The sequence below is a fragment of the Pseudomonas sp. F-14 TE3623 genome (assembly GCF_053629015.1).
Map to the genome: position 1 here is coordinate 6,138,907 of NZ_JBRJHM010000001.1, position 25,236 is coordinate 6,164,142.

The window sequence follows — 25,236 nt, forward strand, 5'->3', positions numbered from 1 at the left end:
GATCCATCGCAATTGAGTCACAACCAGCGACGGTTCTCACTTATGTATGTCTGCCTCTGCACTGGCGTCACCGACGGTCAAATCCGCGATGCAATCTATGAAGGTTGCTGCAGCTATCGGGAAGTACGTCAGGCCACCGGCGTTGCCAGCCAATGCGGCAAATGCGCCTGCCTTGCCAAGGAAGTGGTCCGTGACACCTTGGGGAAAGTGCAATCAGCCCAGGCGGCGATCCCCTACCCCGTAGAATTTACCGCCGCATAACTACCGTATTTCAAAGAACCGGACTTGATGTCCGGTTTTTTTATGTCTGCAAATCAATCGCTTAGATGCCAGACGCGGAACAAAAACATTCTTATTCCGATTAATTTTCATTTAAGTTTCAATAACTTAGGTTTGACACTCTTAATTACGCGGCTCAAACTCTGCCTTATAGACAGCTACTCAGGGCAGGACCCCATCATGAAAGGCGACGTTACAGTCATCCAGCATCTCAACAAGATCCTTGCCAATGAGCTGGTCGCGATCAATCAATACTTTTTGCATGCACGCATGTATGAAGATTGGGGCTTGAACAAGCTCGGCAAGCACGAGTACCACGAATCCATCGACGAGATGAAGCACGCGGACAAGCTGATCAAGCGCATCCTGTTCCTTGAAGGCCTGCCGAACGTCCAGGACCTGGGCAAACTGCACATCGGCGAACACACCAAGGAAATGCTTGAGTGTGACCTGAAGATCGAACGCGACGGCCATGCCGATCTGAAAGTCGCTATCGCTCATTGCGAAACCGTCGGCGACTTCGGTAGCCGTGAACTGCTCGAAGACATTCTGGAATCCGAAGAAGAACATATCGACTGGCTGGAAACCCAACTGGGCCTGATCGATAAAGTCGGTCTTGAGAACTATCTGCAATCGCAGATGGGCGAAGAGTAAATGCTACGCAGCTAATCGCGATGCAATAAAAAGCCCCGCTCTCTTTTAAAGAGGCGGGGCTTTTTTATGACCGAATTTCAGGTTCACCCTAGAACAAATGTGGGAGCGGGCTTGCTCGCGAAAACGGTAGATCAGTCAACTTATCTGTTGAATGTTATACCGCCTTCGCGAGCAAGCCCGCTCCCACACACAGTGAATCAGGCGTCGGTCTTGTTGGCAGCAGCAGCTTCAACAGCGGCTTTGATCGTCGCTTGCAACGAACCGTCGGCAGCCATTTCAGTCATGATGTCGCTACCGCCGACCAGTTCGCCGCCGACCCACAGTTGCGGGAAGGTTGGCCAGTTGGCGTACTTTGGCAGGTTGGCGCGGATTTCCGGGTTCTGCAGGATGTCCACATAGGCAAACTTTTCGCCACAGGCCATAACAGCCTGAGCGGCTTTCGCGGAGAACCCACACTGTGGGGCATTCGGCGAGCCTTTCATGTAAAGCAGAATGGTGTTGTTGGCAATCTGCTCTTTAATCGTTTCGATGATATCCATGGAGCACCTCGGCTGAACTTTCCGACTCAGTGGTCGGCACGGTGGCGCATTGTAACGGAAACCCGAGCGCCATGCTCGGCCTCCCCGACAGTCATGTTCACGCCGCCGCCACGGTCACCGGTACGCCGTTCAACGCCGCGTTGCCCGACAACTCATCGAGCTGACATTCGTCAGTCAGGTCATTGGCGCTGGAGCCGGGTTGACCGCTGGCAATCGTCATCTGCACACCCGGTCGCGCATGCCCCCAACCGTGAGGAAGGCTGACCACACCTTTCATCATATCCAGGCTGGCAACCACTTCAACCTCGATCACGCCGACCCGCGAACTGACGCGCACCCGCTGCCCATCGCTGAGCCCCCGGCTGGCCAAATCGTCCGGGTTCATCAGCAGTTGATGGCGCGGTTTGCCCTTCACCAGACGGTGATAATTGTGCATCCATGAGTTGTTACTACGCACATGACGGCGGCCGATCATCAGCAGCTCATCGGCGGCCGGTGCTTGCAGTGCCGCGAAGCGCGCCAGGTCGGCGAGGATCTCGACAGGTGCTGCCTGGACTCGCTGATTGGCGGTTTTCAGGCGTGGCGTCAGGTTGGGTTTAAGCGCGCCCAGATCGATACCGTGAGGATGATCGAACAAGGTCGCCAGCGACAACTTGTGTTCCGAAGCGTCGCCATACAGGCCCATCCGCAGCCCTCGGTCGATCATCTGCGCCGGCGCGATGGTCGGTTTCAGTTCCTTGCCGGTCTTCGCCGCAAAGGCTTTGGCCAGCCCCACGAAGATTTCCCAGTCATGCAGCGCGCCTTCCGGCTTGGCGAGGATCGCCCGGTTGAAGCGGGTGACGTTGCGCACCGCGAACATGTTGAACGTGGTGTCGTAATGATCGTTTTCCAGCGCAGAAGTCGACGGCAGGATCAGGTCGGCATAACGCGTGGTTTCATTGATGTACAGGTCGACACTGACCATGAACTCCAATCCATCCAGCGCCTGCTCCAGTTGTCGGCCATTGGGCGTGGACAGCACCGGATTACCCGCCACGGTGATCAGGGCGCGGACCTGCCCTTCCCCTTCGGTGAGCATCTCTTCGGCCAGTGTCGATACCGGCAGTTCTCCCGCGTATTCCGGACGTCCGGACACGCGACTCTGCCACCGGTTGAAATGCCCGCCCGAGGTCGATGCCACCAGATCCACCGCAGGCTCGGTGCACAGCGCACCGCCCACCCGATCGAGGTTGCCGGTGACCAGATTGATCAATTGCACCAGCCAATGGCACAGGGTGCCGAAAGCCTGAGTCGAAACGCCCATGCGGCCGTAGCAGACCGCTGTCGGCGCTGCCGCGAAGTCCCGTGCCAGTTGGCGAATCTGCTCGGCGGGCACTGCGCATAGCGGGCTCATGGCCTCGGCGGTGAAACCTGCGATCGCCTCACGCACCTCATCCAGACCATCGACGGGCAAATGGCTGTCGCGGGTCAAGCCTTCGGCAAACAAGGTATTGAGCAGCCCGAACAACAGCGCCGCATCGCCACCGGGGCGCACGAACAGATGCTGATCGGCAATCGCCGCCGTTTCGCTGCGACGCGGATCGACCACCACCACTTTGCCGCCCCTGGCCTGAATCGCCTTGAGGCGCTTTTCCACATCCGGCACGGTCATGATGCTGCCGTTGGAGGCCAGTGGATTGCCGCCCAGGATCAGCATGAAATCGGTGTGATCGATGTCCGGGATCGGCAACAGCAAGCCGTGGCCGTACATCAAGTGACTCGTCAGGTGATGGGGCAACTGATCGACCGATGTCGCTGAAAACCGGTTACGGGTTTTCAGCAGGCCGAGAAAATAATTGCTGTGGGTCATCAACCCGTAGTTGTGCACGCTGGGGTTGCCCTGATAAACCGCCACCGCGTTCTGCCCGTGACGCTCCTGAATCGCCGCCAGGCGTTCGGCCACAAGACTGAAGGCATCTTCCCACTCGATAGGCTGCCATTCGCTGCCTACTCGCTGCATCGGCTGACGCAGGCGATCCGGATCGTTCTGGATGTCTTGCAGGGCAACCGCTTTGGGGCAGATGTGCCCGCGGCTGAAGGTGTCTTGGGGGTCACCCTTGATTGAGGTAATCTGTACGCCGCTGCCTTCGACCTCAGTGGTTTCGATGGTCAGGCCGCAGATGGCTTCACACAGGTGGCACGCACGGTGATGGAGAGTCTTGGTCATGGCCAGTCTCTGTTTTGTTCTGGGCGGGCAATATCGGCCGCGGGAACAAAACTATGGCGCGCGACTCGCCCCTTTGCCAGCGACGTTCGTCTTGTGAATCGGCGACCATCAGGCCAGCCGATGACAGCAAGGGATCAGTTGGACGGCAGACTCGGCGGCGCCTGCAACTGGATCTCCTCGATGGTTTCGATCTGCTCGTGGGCAACATGCACGCCGGTGAGCTCGCCGATCAGTCGCCAATGCTCGTCGAGCCCGGCGCTGATGGTGGCCATGCGGTCGATCATGCGCCGGCCGGCCACCTTCGTGACTTCGTCTTCACTACGCATCAGCTCGAAAGACATCGAGGTCATGGAAGCGGTGAGGTGAGTCAGGGAGCGGGCCGTAAGGCCGAGTAGCTCCATCAACAGTTGTTCTTTCGATTCCATTCCTGAGGCTTCCTGCGTCGCTCGTGCTCTAGTTATAACCCAGCACTTTGCTTTAGCAAATGTTTCGGACAAGACACATTGCCCGCCAAAGGCCCGAATGACAGGTCAAAAACCGACCGCCAGCGTGTCGCCCGCGCCCTGTTTGATTGCCAAGCCCGGCGAGCCCGGTGTACAAATGGTTAGCTGCTGTCAGGAAACAGGCTTCAAAAGCGCTACTGCGGTCACCCCGTAGCCCCTCTGAAATCCTCTAAACACCGTAGCCTATTGGAAAAACGCGACATTTAATGTCAATATCGCGCCTTCCCCTATTTCGTCGCCCCGTGCGGCTTACGCCGCAGGTCTCGCCCGTTTTTCAGTTAAACAAGGCTTTGAGTATCTGCGGTCTGTTGCAAAAAGGTAGTCAATGATGAGCGCAAGGCACTTTCTCTCCCTGATGGATTGCACGCCCGAAGAGCTGGTCAGCGTGATCCGTCGAGGCGTTGAGCTCAAAGACCTGCGTAACCGCGGCGTACTGTTCGAGCCTCTGAAAAACCGCGTGCTCGGGATGATTTTCGAGAAATCGTCGACTCGCACCCGTATTTCGTTCGAAGCCGGCATGATCCAGCTTGGTGGGCAGGCGATCTTCCTGTCGCCACGCGATACCCAACTGGGTCGCGGCGAGCCGATCGGCGACGGCGCCATCGTCATGTCGAGCATGCTCGATGCGGTGATGATCCGTACCTTTGCCCACAGCACCCTGACCGAATTCGCCGCCAACTCCCGCGTACCGGTGATCAACGGCCTGTCCGATGACCTGCACCCCTGCCAGTTGCTGGCCGACATGCAAACCTTCCTCGAACACCGCGGTTCGATTCAAGGCAAGTCCGTGGCCTGGATCGGCGATGGCAACAACATGTGCAACAGCTATATAGAAGCGGCGATCCAGTTCGACTTCCAGTTGCGCATCGCCTGCCCGGAAGGTTACGAACCCAACCCTGAATTCCTGGCTAAAGCCGGCGATCGAGTGACCATCGTCCGCGATCCGCAGGAAGCTGTGCGCGGCGCGCACCTGGTGAGCACCGACGTCTGGACCTCCATGGGTCAGGAAGAGGAAACCGCCAAGCGTCTGAAGTTGTTCGCGCCGTTCCAGGTCAACCGTGCCCTGCTCGACCTCGCCGCGCCGGATGTGCTGTTCATGCATTGCCTGCCGGCCCACCGTGGCGAGGAAATCAGCCTCGACCTGCTCGACGATTCGCGTTCGGTGGCCTGGGATCAAGCCGAAAACCGTCTTCACGCACAAAAGGCCTTGCTCGAATTCCTCGTCCCGCCTTCGTACCACCACGCATGAGCCAGCCATTACTGCTGAACCTGCGCAACCTGGCCTGCGGTTATCAAAACCAGCGGGTTGTGCAGAACCTCAACCTGCATTTGAATGCCGGCGATATCGGTTGCCTGCTGGGGTCTTCGGGCTGCGGCAAAACCACCACCCTGCGGGCGATTGCCGGTTTTGAACCGGTGCACGAAGGTGAAATACAGTTGGCGGGCGAGACCATTTCCAGCGCCGGCTTCACCCTCGCCCCGGAGAAACGCCGGATCGGCATGGTGTTCCAGGATTACGCACTGTTTCCGCATTTGAGCGTGGCCGAGAACATCGCCTTCGGGATCCGCAAGCACCCGCAAAAGGATCGCATCACCGAAGAACTGCTCGAACTGGTCAACCTGAAAAACCTTGGCAAGCGCTTCCCCCATGAGTTGTCCGGCGGCCAGCAACAACGCGTGGCATTGGCCCGTGCCTTGGCGCCGGAACCGCAACTGCTGTTGCTCGACGAACCGTTCTCCAACCTCGACGGCGAATTGCGACGCAAGCTCAGCCATGAAGTACGCGGCATTCTCAAGGCTCGCGGCACCAGTGCGATTCTGGTGACCCACGATCAGGAAGAAGCCTTCGCGGTCAGCGACCACGTGGGTGTTTTCAAGGAAGGTCGCCTGGAACAGTGGGATACGCCCTATAACCTCTATCACGAACCCCTGACGCCATTCGTGGCCAGTTTCATTGGCCAGGGTTATTTCATTCGCGGTCAGTTGAGCAGCCCGGAGTCGGTACAGACCGAGTTGGGTGAATTGCGCGGCAACCGTGCCTACACCTGGCCAATCGGTTGTGCCGTGGATGTGTTGTTGCGTCCGGACGATATCGTCTATGCGCCAGACAGCCCACTGAGGACGCAGATTGTTGGCAAGAGCTTCCAGGGGGCATCAACCCTGTACCGCTTGCAGTTGCCTACGGGCGCGCAGTTGGAGTCGATTTTCCCAAGTCATGCCGATCATCTGGTCGGTGCTGAAGTAGGCATTCGGGTGGCGGCTGAACACCTGGTGTTGTTCCAGGCGAACGGCAGCACGGCGGCGCAGATTCCGGTGATCGAATCCGGTGTTCGGCGGTACAGCACCGCCAGTTGAACAACGCGGATACATGTGGGAGCGGCGGTGCCGCTCCCACATTGGATTTTGGTTAACCCAACATTAGTGTTCCGCTAGCGACCAGCGTTGCATTCCCACCAATACTCACTCGATCCCCTTCAAGCTGGCAGAACAACTCCCCGCCCCGCGCCGAGCACTGATAAGCCGTCAGACTCAACTTGCTCAAGCGTTCCGACCAATACGGAATCAGGCTGCAATGGGTCGACCCGGTCACCGGATCTTCGTTGATGCCGATTGCCGGGGCAAAGTATCGCGACACAAAATCATGCTTGCTGCCCTTGGCCGTCACAATGGCGCCCAGCCACGGCAGTTTTGCCAGCGCAACCATGTCCGGCTGACAATCGAGCACCGCTTGCTCGGACTCCAGCACCACGAACAGTTCTTTCGAACCCAACACATCGACTGTTTTCACACCCAAGGCGCGCTCGACATCCAGGGTCACGCCCACTTCTGTCGGCACGATGGCCGGGAAATCCAGCCACAAGCGCTTGCCTTCACGGCTGACACTCAGCGGGCCGGACTTGCAGATGAAATCCAGCCGTTCGACCGGTTCCTTATAGATTTCAAACAGAACATAAGCGCTGGCCAAGGTCGCATGGCCGCATAACGGGACTTCGGTGGTCGGGGTAAACCAGCGGATGTGCCAGACAGCACCCTCACGCACCAGAAATGCAGTTTCGGCGAGGTTGTGTTCGGCGGCGATTTTTTGCATCAACTCATCGTCGAGCCAAGTATCGAGCCGGTACACCATTGCCGGATTGCCACTGAACGGCCGATCACTGAACGCGTCGACCTGATGAAACTCTAGCTGCATGCCAATTCTCCCTTTTTTAGGTCGACGAGCATGAAGCCACGAAGAGCCCTTCACCAGTGACAGAACCAATCAATTTCCACCATACAGGGCCGGGCTGAACGCCCGAGCCCCTCTACTCAGGTGCGACCGATATCGGCGAACTTCGCTTGGGTGTGTTCGGCCAACACGGCAGGCGCCAGTTCAACTTCCAGACCGCGCCGTCCGGCGCTGACGAAGATGCTAGAAAAAGGCTGAGCTGAACTGTCAATAAAGGTACGCAGGCGCTTCTTCTGCCCGAGCGGGCTGATGCCGCCCAACAGATACCCCGTCGAACGCTGTGCAGCCGCGGGGTCGGCCATTTCGACTTTTTTCACCCCAGCGGCCTGCGCCAGCGCCTTCAAATCCAGACTTCCGACGACCGGCACCACCGCCACCAACAATTCTCCCTTCTCGCTGGCCGCCAGCAATGTCTTGAACACCTGCGCCGGGTCCAACCCCAGTTTTTCCGCGGCCTCCAGACCATAGGACGCTGCCTTCGGATCATGTTCGTAACTGTGCACGCGATGTTCGGCACGAACTTTTTTCAACAAATCCAATGCGGGGGTCATGGCAGCTCCAAGCTTGGCGGCAGAAGAAAAATACTGCGCAGGATTCTAGGTCATTGATCGATAAAAGGCTCTATTACAACGCCATTTCAATAGCTTGGCCGGGCTTCTGTGCCGTTCGTCCACGGTCGGCCTGCCTGATGAACGATGTGGTCATTCACGTGACTAATAGTTGAAATGTGACCGACAGTTCACTTTCGACCTTTGACAGCAGCGTTTCTTGTCTATATTTTTTCGAATCTGAATACTGTACGAATGTCTCACCGCAGCACCCAGCAGTAAGCCGAGCACAGGATGGGGATCCTGCCTTGGTGAAAATCGCGCTTTTGACCTTGATGAAAAAGCGCCAGACAACAACAAAAACGAGGTTTTCAATGACAACTGCTTTACAACAACCGTCGCTCTCGAGCCAATGCATGGCCGAGTTTCTGGGTACTGCACTGCTAATCTTTTTCGGTACCGGCTGCGTTGCCGCGCTCAAGGTGGCGGGTGCCAGCTTCGGACTGTGGGAAATCAGCATCATCTGGGGGGTTGGCGTCAGCATGGCGATCTACCTCACCGCCGGCGTTTCCGGCGCGCACCTCAATCCTGCCGTGAGTATCGCGCTGAGCATTTTCGCTGACTTCGAAAAGCGCAAACTGCCGTTCTATATCCTCTCCCAGGTGGCCGGCGCCTTCTGCGGGGCCTTGTTGGTTTACACGCTGTACAGCAACCTTTTCTTCGATTTCGAACAAACTCACCAAATGGTTCGTGGCACCCAGGCCAGCCTTGAATTGGCTTCGGTGTTCTCCACTTTCCCGAACCCTGCCCTGTCCACAGCCCAGGCCTTTCTGGTTGAAGTGATCATCACCGCCATCCTGATGGGCGTGATCATGTCGCTGACCGACGACAACAATGGCCTGCCCAAAGGGCCGCTGGCGCCGTTGCTGATCGGCCTGCTGATTGCCGTGATCGGTAGCTCGATGGGCCCGCTGACCGGTTTCGCGATGAACCCGGCCCGCGACTTCGGTCCTAAACTAATGACTTTCTTCGCCGGCTGGGGTGAAATTTCCTTCACTGGCGGACGCGATATCCCGTACTTCCTGATCCCGATTTTTGCACCGATTGTCGGTGCCTGCCTTGGTGCTGCAGCTTATCGCGGGCTGATTGCCCGTCATCTGCCCAGCGCCATACCTGCTACAAAGGATGCAGCACCGGCCATTGACGGCAAACCAAGAACGTCTTGAAACCGTTGGCGCGTGATCCTGCCCATGTGGTCCCGCGCCTGACCTCACTTCCTAATTTTCGTCCAAGGCAATCGACATGACCGACATACAGAATAAGAACTACATCATTGCCCTCGATCAGGGTACGACCAGCTCCCGCGCGATCATTTTCGACCGTGACGCGAACGTGGTCTGCACCGCCCAGCGCGAATTCGCGCAGCATTACCCGCAAGCCGGCTGGGTCGAACATGACCCGATGGAAATCTTCGCCACCCAAAGCGCCGTGATGGTCGAGGCCCTGGCGCAAGCCGGCCTGCACCACGACCAAGTCGCGGCCATCGGCATCACCAACCAGCGCGAAACCACCGTGGTCTGGGACAAGACCACCGGCCGCCCGATCTACAACGCGATCGTCTGGCAGTGCCGCCGCAGCACCGAAATCTGCCAGCAGCTCAAGCGCGATGGCCACGAGCAATACATCAGCGACACCACTGGCCTGGTCACCGACCCGTACTTCTCCGGCACCAAACTCAAGTGGATCCTCGACAACGTCGAAGGCAGCCGTGAGCGTGCGCGCAAGGGTGAACTGCTGTTCGGCACCATCGATAGCTGGCTGATCTGGAAATTTACCGGCGGCAAAGTGCACGTCACCGACTACACCAACGCCTCGCGCACCATGCTCTTCAACATCCACACGCTGGAGTGGGACGCGAAGATGCTGGAAGTCCTCGACATCCCGCGCGAGATGCTCCCGGAAGTTAAGTCCTCGTCCGAAATCTACGGCCACACCAAAAGCGGCATTGCCATTGGTGGTATCGCTGGCGACCAACAGGCGGCCCTCTTCGGCCAGATGTGCGTCGAGCCAGGCCAGGCGAAAAACACCTACGGCACCGGTTGCTTCCTGCTGATGAACACCGGCGACAAAGCAGTGAAATCCAAGCACGGCATGCTCACCACCATCGCTTGCGGCCCGCGTGGCGAAGTGGCCTACGCCCTCGAAGGCGCGGTATTCAACGGTGGCTCCACCGTGCAGTGGCTGCGTGACGAGTTGAAAATCATCAACGATGCCCACGACACCGAATACTTCGCCAACAAGGTCAAGGACAGCAACGGTGTGTACCTGGTGCCGGCCTTCACCGGCCTGGGCGCTCCGTATTGGGACCCGTATGCCCGCGGCGCGCTGTTCGGCCTGACTCGCGGCGTACGCGTGGATCACATCATTCGTGCCGCGCTGGAGTCGATTGCCTACCAGACCCGCGACGTTCTGGACGCCATGCAACAGGACTCCGGCGAACGCCTCAAGTCACTGCGCGTGGACGGCGGTGCAGTCGCGAACAACTTCCTGATGCAATTCCAGGCCGACATCCTCGGCACTCAGGTCGAGCGCCCGCAAATGCGCGAAACTACCGCGTTGGGCGCGGCTTACCTGGCTGGCTTGGCTTGTGGCTTCTGGGGCAGCCTGGACGAGTTGCGCGGCAAGGCAGTGATCGAGCGCGAGTTCGAACCGACGCTGGACGAAACCGCGAAGGAAAAACTCTACGCTGGCTGGAAAAAAGCCGTCAGCCGCACTCGTGATTGGGAACCGCACGAAGGCGCTGAATAAGCCAAGGATGGGGTTCTAACTGGTAGGGAGCAGATTCCTGCGGCATCATGGGCAAATTTTGCACGGCAGCCCAAAGGAAGCCCCATGAATCTGCCTCCCCGTCAGCAGCAAATCCTCGAACTGGTCCGCGAACGCGGCTATGTCAGCATCGAGGAAATGGCTCAGCTGTTCGTCGTTACACCGCAAACCATCCGCCGCGATATCAATCAACTGGCGGAAGTCAATCTGCTGCGTCGCTACCACGGCGGCGCAGCCTATGATTCCAGCGTCGAAAACACCGCCTACGCCATGCGCGCCGATCAGATGCGCGATGAAAAGCAGCGTATCGGCGAAGCCATTGCCGCTCAGATTCCCGATCACGCCTCGCTGTTCATCAATATCGGTACCACCACCGAATCCATCGCTCGGGCGCTGCTCAACCACAACCACCTGAAGATCATCACCAACAACCTGCACGTCGCTTCGATGCTCAGCGCCAAGGACGACTTCGACGTTTTGCTGACCGGTGGCAACGTGCGGCGTGACGGTGGCGTGGTGGGTCAGGCGAGTGTCGACTTCATTAATCAGTTCAAGGTCGACTTCGCCCTGGTCGGCATCAGCGGCATCGATGAAGACGGCAGTTTGCTGGACTTCGATTATCAGGAAGTGCGGGTGTCCCAGGCGATCATTGCCAATGCCCGACAGGTAATCCTCGCAGCGGACTCCAGCAAATTCGGGCGCAATGCCATGATTCGCCTGGGGCCGATCAGCCTGATCGATTGCCTGGTCACCGATCAGCAGCCCTCGCCAGCCTTGGCGCAGTTGTTGAGCCAGCACAAGATTCGGTTGGAGGTCGTGTAAGCACATCGGCCCCCTGTGGCGAGGGGGCTTGCCCCGTTGGGCCGCGAAGCGGCCCCAAAACCATTCACCGCCAATCCCTCAGTTAAACATCGCAACCCGCTCTGCGACTGCTGCGCAGTCGAACGGGGGCAAGCCCCCTCGCCACAAAACCGCGTCTAAATGTTCGTAAATTTTCCTTTAACCGCCCTTCGATCAGTATTTTCAATCGAAGTTGACTGGCTGCGGGCGTCTTTATGGGCTAATATTTTCGCAAATGAACATTAATGTTCGAATTCCAATATAGAAAATCAAAAGCCCGAGGCCAGCCGATGCCCACTTCTACCTTGCCTACGCCCCCTCTCGCCGAGGTCTACGATATCGCCGTCATCGGTGGTGGGATCAATGGCGTGGGGATCGCAGCGGATGCCGCCGGTCGCGGTCTTTCGGTATTCCTTTGCGAAAAGGATGACTTGGCCAGCCACACCTCGTCCGCCAGCAGCAAGCTGATCCACGGCGGCCTGCGCTACCTCGAACATTACGAATTCCGCCTGGTGCGCGAAGCCCTCGCCGAACGCGAAGTGCTGCTGGCCAAGGCACCCCACATCGTCAAACAGATGCGCTTCGTGCTGCCGCACCGCCCGCACCTGCGCCCGGCCTGGATGATCCGCGCCGGCCTGTTCCTTTATGATCACCTCGGCAAACGGGAAAAACTCGAAGGCTCGAAAAGCCTGAAGTTTGGCCCGGACAGCCCGCTGAAAAGCGAAATCACCAAAGGCTTCGAATATTCCGATTGCTGGGTCGATGACGCACGCCTGGTCGTACTGAACGCCATGGCCGCCCGCGAGAAAGGCGCTCACGTTCATACCCAAACCCGTTGCGTCAGCGCCCGTCGCACCAAAGGCCTGTGGCACCTGCACCTGGAACGCGCCGATGGCAGCCTGTTTTCGATCCGCGCCAAAGCGCTGGTGAACGCGGCCGGCCCATGGGTTGCCAAGTTCATCCGTGACGACCTGAAGATGGAGTCGCCGTACGGCATCCGTCTGATCCAGGGCAGCCACCTGATCGTGCCGAAGCTGTATGAAGGCGAACACGCGCACATTCTGCAAAACGAAGATCAGCGCATCGTGTTCACCATTCCGTACCTGAATCACTTCACCCTGATCGGCACCACCGACCGCGAATACACCGGCGACCCGGCGAAAGTAGCGATCACTGAAAGCGAAACTGATTACCTGCTGAAAGTGGTCAACGCCCACTTCAAGAAGCAAATCAGCCGCGACGATATCCTGCACAGCTATTCCGGCGTTCGTCCGCTTTGCAACGACGAATCCGACAACCCGTCGGCCGTCACCCGCGACTACACCCTGGCATTGTCGGGCAGTGGCGAAGAGGCGCCGCTGCTATCGGTGTTCGGCGGCAAACTGACGACTTACCGCAAACTCGCCGAGTCGGCGCTGGCGCAACTGGCCCCGTACTTCACGCACATCAAGCCAAGCTGGACCGCCAGCGCCACCCTGCCTGGCGGCGAAGACATGACCACGCCGCAGGCCTTGAGCTCGCGGATCCGCGACCGATTCGATTGGGTGCCCACCGAGATCGCCCGTCGTTGGGCCACCACTTACGGCAGCCGCACCTGGCGCATGCTCGAAGGTGTGGAAAGCCTCAGTGATCTGGGCGAACACATCGGCGGTGGTCTCTACACCCGCGAAGTCGATTACCTGTGCAGCGAAGAATGGGCGACCACCGCCCACGACATTCTGTGGCGCCGCAGCAAGCTTGGGCTGTTCACCACCCCGGCGGAACAGCAAAAGCTCAAGGATTACCTGAACAAGGTCGAACAGAACCGCAGCAAGATCCAAGCGGCCTGATCGGGAAGCCGGTTGAGCCCAAGCCCCTGAATCGAAAGGTTCAGGGGCTTTTTGCATTCTAGAGAACACCATTGATCAACTGTGGGAGCGGGCTTGCTCGCGAAGACTGACTAACATTCAACATATCCGTCGGCTGATAGACCGCTTTCGCGAGCAAGCCCGCTCCCACAGGGTACGTGCAAGTCATGGAATTGCATTCGGTTTTCCGAACGCGACTTGCCAGTCGATTCGGTAAACCGGATCTCCCGATAGAAAACTCAACGCCATAAATATTTAATAACGTTATAAATCAACAACTTGATCTATATCGCCTGGCCTGGCACGAGTCATGCTCTACACTCTTGGACGAATGCCTGTTGTGCCAACACTTCAGGAGCCGTCAGGCATTAGAAGCACCAAAAGGCCGATGAACTGGCTCCATAAAAAAAACAATGTCGAGGAAAATTTGATGCGCATCGTTCCCCATATCCTGGGCGCAGCCATTGCTGCCGCTCTGATTAGCACTCCAGTTTTCGCTGCCGAACTCACCGGCACACTGAAGAAGATCAAAGAGTCCGGCACCATCACCCTCGGGCATCGTGACGCTTCCATTCCGTTTTCCTACATCGCGGACGCTTCCGGCAAACCGGTTGGCTACTCCCACGATATCCAGCTGAAAGTCGTTGAAGCCCTGAAAAAAGATCTGGACTTGCCAAACCTGCAGGTCAAATACAACCTGGTGACCTCGCAAACCCGTATTCCGCTGGTACAGAACGGCACCGTGGACCTCGAGTGCGGCTCCACCACCAACAACGTCGAACGCCAGCAGCAAGTTGACTTCTCCGTCGGCATCTTCGAAATCGGCACCAAGCTGCTGTCCAAGAAAGATTCCCCGTACAAAGACTTCGCCGACCTCAAAGGCAAGAACGTCGTGACCACCGCGGGCACCACGTCCGAGCGCATCCTCAAGTCGATGAACGCCGACAAGCAGATGGGCATGAACGTGATCTCCGCCAAAGACCATGGCGAGTCCTTCCAGATGCTGGAAACCGGCCGCGCCGTGGCTTTCATGATGGACGACGCCTTGCTGGCCGGTGAAATGGCCAAGGCCAAGAAACCGACCGATTGGGCCGTGACCGGGACTGCGCAGTCCAACGAAATTTACGGCTGCATGGTTCGCAAGGGCGACGCACCGTTCAAGAAAGCTGTCGACGACGCCATCACCGCGACCTACAAGTCCGGCGAGATCAACAAGATCTACGAAAAATGGTTCATGCAGCCAATTCCGCCAAAAGGCCTGAACCTGATGTTCCCGATGAGCGAAGAGCTCAAGGCCCTGATCGCCAATCCGACCGACAAAGCGGCTGACGAAAAGAAATCCTGATTTCTGACTAACCTTATTTCCTGAGAGGGCCTGCGCCCTTTCAGGGATTTGTCACTCCCTGCTGGCATTTTTGGAAACACTCGAACCGGTGGTTGTCGAGCCGCTCGTGTGTGCCTGACGTCATGGTCGGGCGGGAACGGAGATTCCCCAGGCGGGCATTGTAAATCGAACGAATCCGAGGGGAGACCCTAATGAATTACAACTGGGACTGGGGCGTGTTCTTCAAGTCCACCGGCGTGGGCAGCGAGATTTATTTCGACTGGTACCTCTCCGGTTTGGGCTGGACCATTGCCATCGCCATCGCAGCCTGGATCATCGCGCTGCTGCTGGGCTCGATTCTGGGCGTCATGCGCACGGTGCCTAACCGCATCGTATCGGGCATCGCGACCTGCTACGTCGAACTCTTCCGTAACGTGCCGCTACTGGTTCAGCTGTTCATCTGGTACTTCCTGGTGCCCGACCTGCTGCCTGCGGACATCCAGGAGTGGTACAAGCAGGATCTCAACCCGACCACCTCGGCCTTCCTCAGCGTCGTCGTGTGCCTGGGCCTGTTCACCACCGCTCGGGTTTGCGAACAAGTGCGCACCGGTATCCAGGCGCTGCCTCGCGGCCAGGAATCCGCTGCCCGTGCCATGGGTTTCAAGCTGCCACAGATCTACTGGAATGTGCTGCTGCCCCAGGCTTACCGCATCATCATTCCGCCGCTTACCTCGGAATTCCTGAACGTATTCAAGAACTCCTCCGTGGCCTCGCTGATCGGCCTGATGGAGCTGCTCGCGCAGACCAAACAGACCGCCGAGTTCTCCGCCAACCTGTTCGAAGCTTTCACCCTGGCCACGTTGATCTACTTCACGCTGAACATGGGCCTGATGCTGGTGATGCGCGCGGTCGAGAAAAAAGTCGCCGTACCGGGCCTGATCTCCGTAGGGGGTAAATGATGGAATTCGACTTCACGGGCATCATTCCGTCCCTGCCGGGTTTGTGGAACGGCATGGTCATGACCCTCAAACTGATGGCTCTGGGCGTCGTCGGCGGGATCATCCTCGGCACGATCCTGGCACTGATGCGCCTGTCCCACAGCAAACTGCTGTCGAACATCGCCGGCGCCTACGTTAACTACTTCCGTTCGATTCCATTGCTGCTGGTCATCACCTGGTTCTACCTGGCGGTGCCGTTCGTACTACGCTGGATCACCGGCGAAGATACTCCGATCGGCGCGTTCGCCTCGTGCATCGTAGCCTTCATGATGTTCGAAGCGGCGTACTTCTGCGAAATCGTCCGGGCCGGCGTGCAGTCGATTCCCAAGGGCCAGATGGCTGCTGCCCAGGCCATGGGCATGACTTACAGCCAGATGATGCGTTTGATCATCCTGCCGCAAGCGTTCCGCAAGATGACCCCGCTGTTGCTGCAACAGAGCATCATCCTGTTTCAGGACACCTCGCTGGTTTACGCGGTGGGTCTGGTGGACTTCCTCAATGCCTCGCGCGCCAGTGGCGACATCATCGGCCGCTCCAATGAGTTCCTGATCTTCGCCGGTTTCACATACTTCATCATCAGCTTTGCCGCCTCGCAGCTGGTCAAGCGTCTGCAAAAAAGGTTTGCCGTATGATCTCTATCAAGAATGTCAACAAGTGGTATGGCGACTTCCAGGTACTGACTGACTGCAGCACCGAGGTCAAAAAAGGCGAAGTGATCGTGGTGTGCGGGCCATCCGGTTCCGGCAAATCCACCCTGATCAAATGCGTCAACGCGCTGGAACCGTTCCAGAAAGGCGACGTGATCGTCGATGGCACGTCCATCGCCGACCCGAAAACCAACCTGCCGAAACTGCGTTCGCGCGTCGGCATGGTGTTCCAGCATTTCGAACTGTTCCCGCACCTGAGCATCATGGATAACCTGACCATCGCGCAAATCAAGGTGCTGGGCCGCAGCAAGGAAGAAGCCAGCAAAAAAGCCCTGCAATTGCTTGAGCGCGTCGGCCTCACCGCCCACGCCAAAAAGCACCCGGGCCAGCTTTCTGGTGGTCAGCAACAGCGTGTGGCGATTGCCCGTGCGCTGGCGATGGACCCGATCGTCATGCTGTTCGACGAACCGACCTCGGCGCTGGACCCGGAAATGGTCAACGAAGTACTCGACGTGATGGTGCAACTGGCCCACGAAGGCATGACCATGATGTGCGTGACCCACGAAATGGGCTTCGCCCGAAAGGTAGCGGACCGGGTGATTTTCATGGACCAGGGCAAGATCATCGAAGACTGCAAGAAAGAAGAGTTCTTCGGCGACATCAACGCCCGTGCCGAGCGTACACAGCACTTCCTCGCGAAAATTTTGCAGCACTAAGCATCGGACGCCGCTCCCCCTGTGGGAGCGGGCTTGTGTGGTGAGGGGGCTTGTCGGAACGCCGCATCGCCCCGTTAGGTCGCGAAGCGGCCCCGGCATTTCGAAGTCAAACCGCATGCAACGGGTTTACGACTGCTTCGCAGCCGAACGGGGGCAAGCCCCCTCGCCACAGAGCCAACTCCCACAAGGATCTGTGGGTATATGGATATTTGTGTTGTGGTTGACCCAAGGCATCTGTGATGAAATGCGACTCCACTCTCTATCGCGCCGCGCCGCCATCACTCGCCGTGAAACCCCGTTTGATTCGCCATCTGTTCCTGCCGCCGCTGGTCATCGCCCTGATGATCGGATTGGGTTACATCGGCTTCTGGGTCAGTGAACACTACGGAATTCGCGGCCTCAGCGAGAATGGCCAGCGTCAGTTGGAACTGCACGCCCGCGCCGTCGAGAGCGAGATCAGCAAGTACACCTACCTGCCCAGCCTGCTGGAACTCGAATCCAGTGTTTCCAAGCTGCTGGCCGACACGTCACCGGAACACCGGCAGACGGTCAACGAATACCTTGAAGGCCTGAACCGGCGCAGCCGCAGTCGGGCCATTTATGTGATGGACACCACCGGTCGCGTACTGGCCACCAGCAACTGGCGCGATGTCGACAGTTATCTGGGTGAAGACCTGTCCTTCCGCGCCTATTTCCAGAATGCAGTGCGCGGTCAGCCGGGGCGTTTCTACGGCATCGGCAGCACCAGCGGCGAACCCGGCTATTACCTGGCGCATGGTCTGGAAGAGCACGGCAAGATCATCGGCGTCGCCGTGGTCAAGGTTCGCCTCGAAGCCATGGAAGAACGCTGGCAGCGTGCGCGCCTGGAAGCCTTCGTCAGCGACGAGAACGGCATCATCATTCTCTCCAGCGATCCGGCGCGGCGGCTTAAATCGGTTGTGCCATTGAGCGAGGAAACCAAGGAAAAACTGGCCCGTAGCCTGCAGTACTACTGGTTTCCACTGAACGAACTGCAACCGCTGGCGCGGGAGAAACTGGCCGAAGGCGAGGAAAAACTGACCTTCCCCGCCAACAGCGAATTGATGTCCGATGAAGAGAACATCAGCTACCTCTCGCAAACCCGGCCGCTGAGCGACACACCATGGAATTTCACCCTCCTCACCCCCCTGCAGGATTTGCGGCGTGAAGCGATCAATCAGGGGATTCTGGTGGCGGTGGCGTTTGCCCTGGTGGCGTTTCTGCTGATCGCCTGGAACGAACGGCGCAAGGTGATCGCCACCCGCCTCGCGGCGCGGGAAGCCTTGCAGGAAGCCAACAATCAACTGGAGCGTCGGATTACCGAACGCACCACTGACCTGCGCGCCAGTAACGAACGGCTCAAGGGTCAGATCCGCGAACGGCGGCAGGCGGAAGAGACGTTGCGCCGTGCCCAGGATGAACTGGTCCAGGCCGGTAAACTGGCGGCCATCGGTCAGATGTCCACCAGCATCGCTCACGAATTGAACCAGCCGCTGGCAGCCTTGCGGACCTTGTCCGGCAATACCGTGCGCTTTTTGGAACGCGGTCAGCTGGATGTGGCCAGCACCAACCTCAAGACCATCAATGAGCTGATCGACCGCATGGGCCGGATCACCGCGAGCCTGCGCTCCTTCGCCCGGCGCGGTGATGACAAGGGCCAGGCCAGCTTTGGCAAAGCCGTAGACGCCGCCCTGCAATTGCTGGGCAGTCGGATGGAAAGCGCGCACCTGCAATTGCACCGCGACTTCAAAGACGTGCAGGTGCAGATCGACCAGACCCGGCTGGAGCAGATTCTGGTCAACCTGATCGGCAACGCGCTCGACGCCATGCAGTCGCAGCCTCAACCGGCATTGTGGCTCGAAGGCGAGGAATTCGACGGCAAGTATCGTCTGCGGGTGCGCGACAACGGTCACGGCATCGATGCCGAAGCGCGCAAGCATCTGTTCGAACCGTTCTTCACCACCAAACCCGGCGAACAAGGCCTGGGCCTCGGCCTGACCCTTTCAGCCAGCCTGGCCGCCGCCACCGGCGGGCATCTGGGTGTCGAGCACCCGGCCAGCGGTGGTACCACCTTCGTCCTCAGTTTACCGTTGGTAAGCCCCACTCCCGCCGAGCCAATATGAACAACGACCTTAGTGTGCTGATCGTCGAAGACGACCCCCATGTCCTGCTCGGTTGCCAACAGGCGCTGACCCTGGAAGATATTCCCTGCGTGGGCGTCGGCAGCGCCGAAGAAGCGCTGGAGCGAGTCGGCGACAACTTCGCCGGCATCGTCATCAGCGACATCCGCCTGCCGGGCATCGATGGCCTGGAACTGCTGACCCGGCTCAAGGCCCGTGATCGCAGCCTGCCAGTGGTGCTGATTACCGGTCACGGCGACATCTCCATGGCTGTCGGCGCGATGCAGAAAGGCGCCTACGATTTCATGGAGAAACCCTTCTCCCCGGAACGTCTGGTGGACGTAGCCCGCCGCGCGCTGGAGCAACGCAGCCTGGCGCGGGAAGTGTCGTCGTTACGTCGACAACTGTTCGAGCGGGATTCGCTCGAAGGCCGGATCATCGGACGCTCGCCGGCCATGCAAAACCTGCGGGAATTGATCGCCAACGTCGCTGATACCTCGGCCAACGTGCTGATCGAAGGCGAGACCGGTACCGGTAAAGAATTGGTTGCGCGCTGCCTGCACGACTTCAGCCGTCGGCACACCAAACAGTTCGTCGCGCTGAACTGCGGTGGCCTGCCGGAGAACCTGTTCGAAAGTGAAATCTTCGGCCACGAGGCCAACGCCTTCACCGGGGCCGGCAAGCGGCGGATCGGCAAGATCGAACACGCCGACGGCGGCACGCTGTTCCTCGATGAAGTGGAAAGCATGCCGCTGCCGTTGCAGATCAAACTGCTGCGGGTGTTGCAGGAACGCACCCTCGAACGCCTCGGCTCAAACCAGAGCGTGGCGGTGGATTGCCGGGTGATCGCCGCGACCAAGTCCGATCTGGATCAATCGAGCAAGGCCGGCGAGTTTCGCAGCGACCTGTATTACCGCCTGAACGTGGTGACCCTGGAGCTGCCGCCGCTGCGCGAACGCCGCGAAGACATCCTGCAATTGTTCGAACACTTTTTGCAGCAGTCATCCCTGCGCTTCGACCGTGCGGTGCCGGAACTGGATAACCAGACCCTGTCGACCCTGATGAGCCACGACTGGCCGGGCAACGTGCGCGAACTGCGTAACGTCGCCGAGCGTTTCGCATTGGGCCTGCCGGCCTTCAAAAAATCCGGTACCAATGGCAGCAATCAGGGCCTGGCCTTCGCCGAAGCGGTGGAAGCCTTCGAGCGCAACTTGCTCAGCGACGCCTTGCAGCGCAGCGGCGGCAACCTGACCCAGGCCAGCCAGGAACTGGGGATGGCCAAGACCACGCTGTTCGACAAAGTGAAGAAATACGGGCTGAGTCACTGATGGACCTGATTTTCAAAGCAACCCTGGGCGCGGCGGTGGTGGTGATCCTCGCCATGTTGGCCAAGACCAAAAACTATTACATCGCAGGCTTGGTCCCGCTGTTTCCGACCTTTGCGCTGATCGCCCATTACATCGTCGGCAAGGGGCGTTCGCTGGATGATCTGAAGACCACTATCGTGTTTGGCATGTGGTCGATCATTCCGTACTTCGTCTATCTGGCGACCCTGTATGTGATGGTCGACCGGATGCGGCTGGAGGCTTCGTTGGCGGTGGCTGCGGTGGCATGGTTGATGGCGGCGACGGTGTTGGTGACGGTGTGGATGCGCTTTCAATCCTGAACACAATTCCCTGTGGGAGCGAGCCTGCTCGCGATGACGGTGTGTCAGGTCACATCAATACTGACTGTGCCGCCATCATCGCGAGCAGGCTCGCTCCCACAGGGTCGCATTACTGCCCGTAAACCTTCTGCAACTGCGCTTGTGTCAACGCATCTTCAAACGGCACCGGCACCGATTTCACCGCCCCGTAGAGGTTGCGATAACGCCAATAGTTACCGTTGTTGGCCAGTTGATAACCACGCTCGACCACTCGCTGGCCATCAAGGATATAACGCAAGGTTTCCTGGGCGGCCGCTGGCGGTGTCGGCTGCATCAGGTCGGTGGACAGAACGCGCATCGACTCGTCGACACACTCGTCGAGCACGGCCGTGACCTTTGCCAAATCGAGGCCGCCGTCATCGATGCACTGCTTGCCACAGCGCCGAATCGGCTGGCTGACGACTTCGATCCGCATGCGATACAGCGCCGAACCGGCAATGTCCTGGACTTGCACCTGATTGACCAGCACGAAACTGCCGCGATCGGGGGTAAGCATCAGTTTGGGTTCAATCACCAAGCGCGCGGTGACCTGCCCTTCTCCTTGCTTGAACCCGGCCACTTGCGAAGCCTGTTGATAGCGCTTTTGCAGACGCTCCTGCAACGCAACGCCAGCGAGCAAGTCGGCCATCGGTCGCGCCTCGTTGAGCGCGGTTTTTTCCGCATCGCGCTGCAAGCTGCCGCTGCCCATCTGGGTGTTGATCAGGCTGGCGACCAGCAAACCGGCAAGCCCGGCAGTGTTGCCCGAGCTTGCCACCAGATTATGACTCGACGATGCAGCCTTCAAGGCCGCTTGGGAGTCAATCACGGTGCTCGCACCCACAAAGGATTGCGGCAACTGCACATCGACCTTAAGCCCGTGGGTCTGGACATAAGGCAAGGCACTCTGGTCCTTGAAACCGGCCTCAGGGGCCGGTTTTTGCGCACACCCCGGCAGCATCAGCAGGGCCAGCGCACCAGCCACTATAGGCAGACGCTTCATTGCGCGAACGGGGTGATCATTTGCTGACGGCTATTGTCCACAGCCTGATAGAACGCGTTAGACAGGTTGGTGTAGGTCGGCTCGTCCCACTCGCCCTGGGCGGCTTGTGTCGCGACAAAGGGTTTGAACCACAGCAGTTTGTTGTCTGCCAGATCGATCACCATGCCCTGCCCGCCCACCTGCGCCATCGGCACGCTGGTCGGCACGATGCTGTAGTAGCTGCGGGTAGCGCCGGTGGCGTAGACATTCACCAGCAGCAGACGATCGACGCCGTAGGTGGCCTTGACCGGCGTCATGTCACGGGTCATGTAGCCTTCGCGGAAACTGGTTTCCTTATAAACCTTCAGGTCGACCGGCTCGTTGATCCGCTTGGCTTTGTAACCCTTGGCCTGCAGCTTGGCGACAAGGACATCCGGCAAGGTGTTGAGGTCACCCACTTGCCATTTTTCGACGCTGTCACTGAGATTGTTGTTAACGCCCTTGTTGATGGCGTAATCGAGAAGCCCCTGATTGCCGGTCAACGCCAGCACCGGTTCCGGCACCACAGTCATCGCCACGCCGATAGTCGGCTCTTTGGCATCCCAGAATTGGTGGTCCAGCGGTACTGGAGGTTGCACGTGAGCACAGCCAGTGAGGGTCAGGCAGGCGAGCAACATCAGTGCTGCCCAGGTGCGTAGAGCGTGAAGATTCATGGATCAAGTCCCTATGATTATTAGTGATGCTGCCTATGTCGGCAGCATCGGCAAAAACCATAGTGGCACATTGATATATTTTCGACCAGCAATCGCTAGTTGACCGTACCGCCCTTGGCTTCACTCATGATCTGGCGAATCGCACCGACAAACGTCTCCACCGGCTGCCCGCCACTGACGGCGTACTGCCCGTTGAACACCACCGTCGGCACTGAACTCACGCCGCGCGTTAGCCACAACTGTTCTTCCTCGCGAACCTCTTTGGCGAATTCATCGGACGCCAGGATCGCCTCGGCTCGCTGCCGATTCAGCCCCACGCTTTCGGCGATCTGCGCCAATTGCCCGTGATCGGACGGATTACCGCCCTCGGTGAAATACGCCTTGAACAGTGCGTCTTTCAGGTTGAACTGCAACCCTTTCAGCCCCGCCCAATGCAGCAAGCGATGAGCATCGAAAGTGTTGTAGATACGGCTGTTGCCGTCCGTGCGGAAGGCAAACCCGACCTCGGCGCCACGCGCGCGGATCATTTCGCGATTCTTCTGCGATTGCTCAGGCGTCGAGCCGTATTTTTCGCTGATGTGTTCGGTGATGTTCTGGCCTTCGGGGCCCATCTTCGGGTTCAGTTCGAACGGCTGGAAACGGATCTCGGCCTGCACTTCGTCGCCGAGCATATCCAGGGCACGGGTCAGGCCGTACAGGCCGACGACGCACCAGGGGCAGGACACGTCGCTGACGAAATCTATTTTCAAGGGGGTACTCATCACACACCTCGCAGGCTTGGGTCGCGCCGGAAAGTTTGAACGATACACCTGACAGTCCGAAGTGGCAGCCATTCCACTATTCCACCTGTGGGAGCGGGCTTGCTCGCGAAGGCGTCGTGTCAGTCGATATCTGCTTTGACTGAAGCACCGCATTCGCGAGCAAGCCCGCTCCCACAGGTTTTGGGGTGTTTGGGAGGGCGTGTTTAGTTCCGTTTAGCGTTACTTCCTGAAAGCTACAGCGCCTTGCGACGACGTTTCCCCGTACGAAACCCCAAGCTCCAAAAAGCTCAACGAAGCCGCCGACCGCGCCCTCGATTACTACCTCAAACCGGTCATTCCCAAAGACACCCCACGCAAACCCAGCACCCTTTACTCCGTCGCCCCGAAGCCGATAACGAAACCCTGCTGGTCAGCGCCTGCGAATCGCTGGCGGCGGCGAGCGTGATGTTGAGTGATTTCGCGGGGCTGCTGAATGGCTCGCAGCGCAACACCGTGCTTGGCATTCAGAACTCGGTCATGCTGGGTGAACTGGCGGTGAACCGGATGCTTGATAACTTCGTTCCAACGTAATTGGCGACCTACTGACCAATGAGGTTCCACTGACACAGAAGATCAAATGTGGGAGCGGGCTTGCTCGCGAAGGCGGTGTGTCAGTCGACATCTGCTTTGACTGATACACCGCCTTCGCGAGCAAGCCCGCTCCCACAGTTTGGATCTGGGGTTACAGAAGATTGCGTTCGGCCACTGGATCGATCTGTGCCCAATGCGAAGTATCCTCGCGATGGGCCTGCAAATACGGCAACACTGCCGCCAACAACGGCGCCTTGAACGCCTCTTGAAAACGATGAGCCAGACCCGGAATCAACTTCAACTGACTGCCGCGAATGTGCGCCGCCAAGTGCACGCCATGCATCACCGGCAACAACGGATCGGCGGTACCGTGCACCACCAGCGTCGGCACCCTCAGTTGGTTGAGCAGCGCCACGCGGCTCCGTTCGGCGAGGATTGCCATGATCTGGCGCTTCACGCCCTCCGGGTTAAACGCCCGGTCATAGGATTGCGCCGCTTGCTGCAACAACGCCTGCCGGTCATCGCTCACCGTCGGGCTACCCAGCGCCGCGAGCAAATCGGCCTGTTGCTCCAGCGCCACTTCGCGATTCGGTGCACCGCGTCGCGCGAGTAACTGCACCAGCGCCGCACTCGGTGCCGGCAAACCTTCGGCACCCGAGCTGGTCATCAACAACGTCAGGCTCTCGATACGCTGCGGTGCCATCGCCGCCATATGTTGGGCGATCATCCCGCCCATGCTGGCGCCCAGTACGTGGAATTGCTTGACGTGCAAGGCATCCATCAGCCCAAAGGCATCATCAGCCATGTCGGTCAGGGTGTATGGCGCCGATACCGGCAAACCGAGTTTGTAGCGCAGCACTTCGAAGGTCAGGTTGGCGTCGACAGGCGTCTGCCGCCAAGTGGAGAGACCCACATCGCGATTGTCATAGCGGATCACCCGAAAACCCTGCTGACACAGCGCAATCACCACCTCGTCCGGCCAGTGAATCAATTGCCCGCCCAGGCCCATCACCAGCAACAACGCCGGGTCCGAGGCACGGCCAATGCTCTGGTACGCCAGGCTCACCTGTTCCAGATCGACCCGCTCGGTCGGAACATTGACATCGCACCGCGAAGCCGCCAGGGACGACAGGCTGAACAATAAAGCGGCCAGAAAAGTGGCCGCCGATAAAAATAAAGCACGCATGAAAAACACCGAAACGCAGAACTCCAGTAGAGCGCGAGTCTGATGAAGTTTG

General features: G+C 58.7%; 24 protein-coding genes and 1 pseudogene. 16 read left to right on the forward strand and 9 right to left on the reverse strand.

What is annotated here, in order from left to right; all coding sequences use genetic code 11:
• Positions 1-42: 42 nt before the first annotated feature.
• On the forward strand, positions 43-261 hold the full coding sequence (locus AB7M29_RS28435) for a bacterioferritin-associated ferredoxin (protein ID WP_052966153.1): 219 nt from the start codon (positions 43-45) through the stop codon (positions 259-261).
• Positions 262-459: 198 nt separating this feature from the next.
• On the forward strand, positions 460-933 hold the full coding sequence (gene bfr / locus AB7M29_RS28440; protein ID WP_007898512.1) for a bacterioferritin: 474 nt from the start codon (positions 460-462) through the stop codon (positions 931-933).
• A 197-nt stretch (positions 934-1,130) separates the two neighbouring features.
• On the opposite strand, the gene grxD is transcribed toward bfr, so the two are convergent.
• From grxD to AB7M29_RS28455, 3 genes are all read right to left on the reverse strand, one after another.
• Positions 1,131-1,472 carry a Grx4 family monothiol glutaredoxin gene (gene grxD / locus AB7M29_RS28445; RefSeq protein WP_007898513.1) on the reverse strand — a complete coding sequence of 114 codons (342 nt, stop codon included), beginning with the start codon at positions 1,470-1,472 and terminating at the stop codon, positions 1,131-1,133.
• Positions 1,473-1,569: 97 nt separating this feature from the next.
• Positions 1,570-3,678, reverse strand: a complete 2,109-nt coding sequence (locus AB7M29_RS28450) for a molybdopterin oxidoreductase family protein (protein WP_454248512.1) — start codon at positions 3,676-3,678, stop codon at positions 1,570-1,572.
• A gap of 134 nt (positions 3,679-3,812) precedes the next feature.
• Positions 3,813-4,103: a hypothetical protein gene (locus AB7M29_RS28455; RefSeq protein WP_052966158.1), complete on the reverse strand. Its 291-nt coding sequence runs from the start codon at positions 4,101-4,103 to the stop codon at positions 3,813-3,815.
• Positions 4,104-4,509: 406 nt separating this feature from the next.
• Here AB7M29_RS28455 and argF point away from each other — a divergent pair, with 406 nt between their 5' ends.
• Positions 4,510-5,430: an ornithine carbamoyltransferase gene (gene argF / locus AB7M29_RS28460; protein WP_217854337.1), complete on the forward strand. Its 921-nt coding sequence runs from the start codon at positions 4,510-4,512 to the stop codon at positions 5,428-5,430.
• Positions 5,427-6,536: an ABC transporter ATP-binding protein gene (locus AB7M29_RS28465; protein ID WP_454248513.1), complete on the forward strand. Its 1,110-nt coding sequence runs from the start codon at positions 5,427-5,429 to the stop codon at positions 6,534-6,536. The genes argF and AB7M29_RS28465 overlap by 4 nt, the downstream gene beginning before the upstream one ends.
• A 52-nt stretch (positions 6,537-6,588) precedes the next feature.
• Here AB7M29_RS28465 and AB7M29_RS28470 read toward each other — a convergent pair whose 3' ends face one another.
• Together AB7M29_RS28470 and ybaK are read right to left on the reverse strand one after the other, a co-directional pair.
• Positions 6,589-7,371 carry a PhzF family phenazine biosynthesis protein gene (locus AB7M29_RS28470; protein WP_448725078.1) on the reverse strand — a complete coding sequence of 261 codons (783 nt, stop codon included), beginning with the start codon at positions 7,369-7,371 and terminating at the stop codon, positions 6,589-6,591.
• Between the two features lie 116 nt (positions 7,372-7,487).
• Positions 7,488-7,958, reverse strand: coding sequence for a Cys-tRNA(Pro) deacylase (ybaK, locus tag AB7M29_RS28475; protein ID WP_217854340.1), 471 nt, complete (start codon positions 7,956-7,958; stop codon positions 7,488-7,490).
• Between the two features lie 371 nt (positions 7,959-8,329).
• On the opposite strand from ybaK, the gene AB7M29_RS28480 reads away from it, so the two are divergent.
• From AB7M29_RS28480 to AB7M29_RS28530, 11 genes are all read left to right on the forward strand, one after another.
• Positions 8,330-9,181 (forward strand): MIP/aquaporin family protein, encoded by an 852-nt coding sequence (locus AB7M29_RS28480; protein WP_217854472.1) that lies wholly within the window; start codon positions 8,330-8,332, stop codon positions 9,179-9,181.
• Positions 9,182-9,257: 76 nt separating this feature from the next.
• The gene (gene glpK / locus AB7M29_RS28485; protein ID WP_007898522.1) at positions 9,258-10,763 is read left to right on the forward strand and encodes a glycerol kinase GlpK; all 1,506 of its coding nucleotides are present in this window, start codon (positions 9,258-9,260) and stop codon (positions 10,761-10,763) included.
• 84 nt (positions 10,764-10,847) lie between these two features.
• Positions 10,848-11,603 (forward strand): DeoR/GlpR family transcriptional regulator, encoded by a 756-nt coding sequence (locus AB7M29_RS28490; protein WP_007898523.1) that lies wholly within the window; start codon positions 10,848-10,850, stop codon positions 11,601-11,603.
• A 308-nt stretch (positions 11,604-11,911) separates the two neighbouring features.
• Positions 11,912-13,450 carry a glycerol-3-phosphate dehydrogenase gene (glpD, locus tag AB7M29_RS28495; protein WP_217854341.1) on the forward strand — a complete coding sequence of 513 codons (1,539 nt, stop codon included), beginning with the start codon at positions 11,912-11,914 and terminating at the stop codon, positions 13,448-13,450.
• A 448-nt stretch (positions 13,451-13,898) separates the two neighbouring features.
• Positions 13,899-14,813 carry a glutamate/aspartate ABC transporter substrate-binding protein gene (locus AB7M29_RS28500; RefSeq protein WP_217854342.1) on the forward strand — a complete coding sequence of 305 codons (915 nt, stop codon included), beginning with the start codon at positions 13,899-13,901 and terminating at the stop codon, positions 14,811-14,813.
• Positions 14,814-15,004: 191 nt separating this feature from the next.
• On the forward strand, positions 15,005-15,751 hold the full coding sequence (locus AB7M29_RS28505; protein ID WP_253549898.1) for an amino acid ABC transporter permease: 747 nt from the start codon (positions 15,005-15,007) through the stop codon (positions 15,749-15,751).
• On the forward strand, positions 15,751-16,422 hold the full coding sequence (locus AB7M29_RS28510) for an amino acid ABC transporter permease (RefSeq protein ID WP_095051339.1): 672 nt from the start codon (positions 15,751-15,753) through the stop codon (positions 16,420-16,422). The genes AB7M29_RS28505 and AB7M29_RS28510 overlap by 1 nt, the downstream gene beginning before the upstream one ends.
• Complete coding sequence (locus AB7M29_RS28515) at positions 16,419-17,153, forward strand: amino acid ABC transporter ATP-binding protein (protein WP_217854344.1); 735 nt, start codon at positions 16,419-16,421, stop codon at positions 17,151-17,153. Before AB7M29_RS28510 ends, AB7M29_RS28515 begins: the two co-directional genes overlap by 4 nt.
• A gap of 239 nt (positions 17,154-17,392) precedes the next feature.
• The gene (locus AB7M29_RS28520; protein WP_048395546.1) at positions 17,393-19,294 is read left to right on the forward strand and encodes a two-component sensor histidine kinase AauS; all 1,902 of its coding nucleotides are present in this window, start codon (positions 17,393-17,395) and stop codon (positions 19,292-19,294) included.
• A complete protein-coding gene (locus AB7M29_RS28525) occupies positions 19,291-20,619 on the forward strand; it encodes a two-component response regulator AauR (protein WP_217854345.1) in 1,329 nt (442 codons plus the stop codon). The genes AB7M29_RS28520 and AB7M29_RS28525 overlap by 4 nt, the downstream gene beginning before the upstream one ends.
• Positions 20,620-20,627: 8 nt before the next feature.
• On the forward strand, positions 20,628-20,957 hold the full coding sequence (locus tag AB7M29_RS28530) for a GlpM family protein (RefSeq protein WP_195840131.1): 330 nt from the start codon (positions 20,628-20,630) through the stop codon (positions 20,955-20,957).
• A 109-nt stretch (positions 20,958-21,066) separates the two neighbouring features.
• Here AB7M29_RS28530 and AB7M29_RS28535 read toward each other — a convergent pair whose 3' ends face one another.
• The 3 genes from AB7M29_RS28535 to AB7M29_RS28545 all read right to left on the reverse strand — a co-directional run bounded on the left by AB7M29_RS28535 (position 21,067) and on the right by AB7M29_RS28545 (position 23,428).
• A complete protein-coding gene (locus AB7M29_RS28535; RefSeq protein WP_217854346.1) occupies positions 21,067-21,975 on the reverse strand; it encodes a hypothetical protein in 909 nt (302 codons plus the stop codon).
• Positions 21,972-22,667, reverse strand: coding sequence for a hypothetical protein (locus AB7M29_RS28540; protein WP_052966172.1), 696 nt, complete (start codon positions 22,665-22,667; stop codon positions 21,972-21,974). Before AB7M29_RS28540 ends, AB7M29_RS28535 begins: the two co-directional genes overlap by 4 nt.
• Before the next feature lie 95 nt (positions 22,668-22,762).
• Positions 22,763-23,428: a DsbA family oxidoreductase gene (locus tag AB7M29_RS28545; RefSeq protein ID WP_217854348.1), complete on the reverse strand. Its 666-nt coding sequence runs from the start codon at positions 23,426-23,428 to the stop codon at positions 22,763-22,765.
• A 226-nt stretch (positions 23,429-23,654) separates the two neighbouring features.
• Here AB7M29_RS28545 and AB7M29_RS28550 point away from each other — a divergent pair.
• Positions 23,655-23,998, forward strand: a pseudogene (locus AB7M29_RS28550) (DUF6124 family protein).
• 151 nt (positions 23,999-24,149) lie between these two features.
• On the opposite strand, the gene AB7M29_RS28555 reads toward AB7M29_RS28550, so the two are convergent.
• Positions 24,150-25,184, reverse strand: a complete 1,035-nt coding sequence (locus tag AB7M29_RS28555; protein WP_217854349.1) for an alpha/beta fold hydrolase — start codon at positions 25,182-25,184, stop codon at positions 24,150-24,152.
• Positions 25,185-25,236 lie beyond the last annotated feature (52 nt).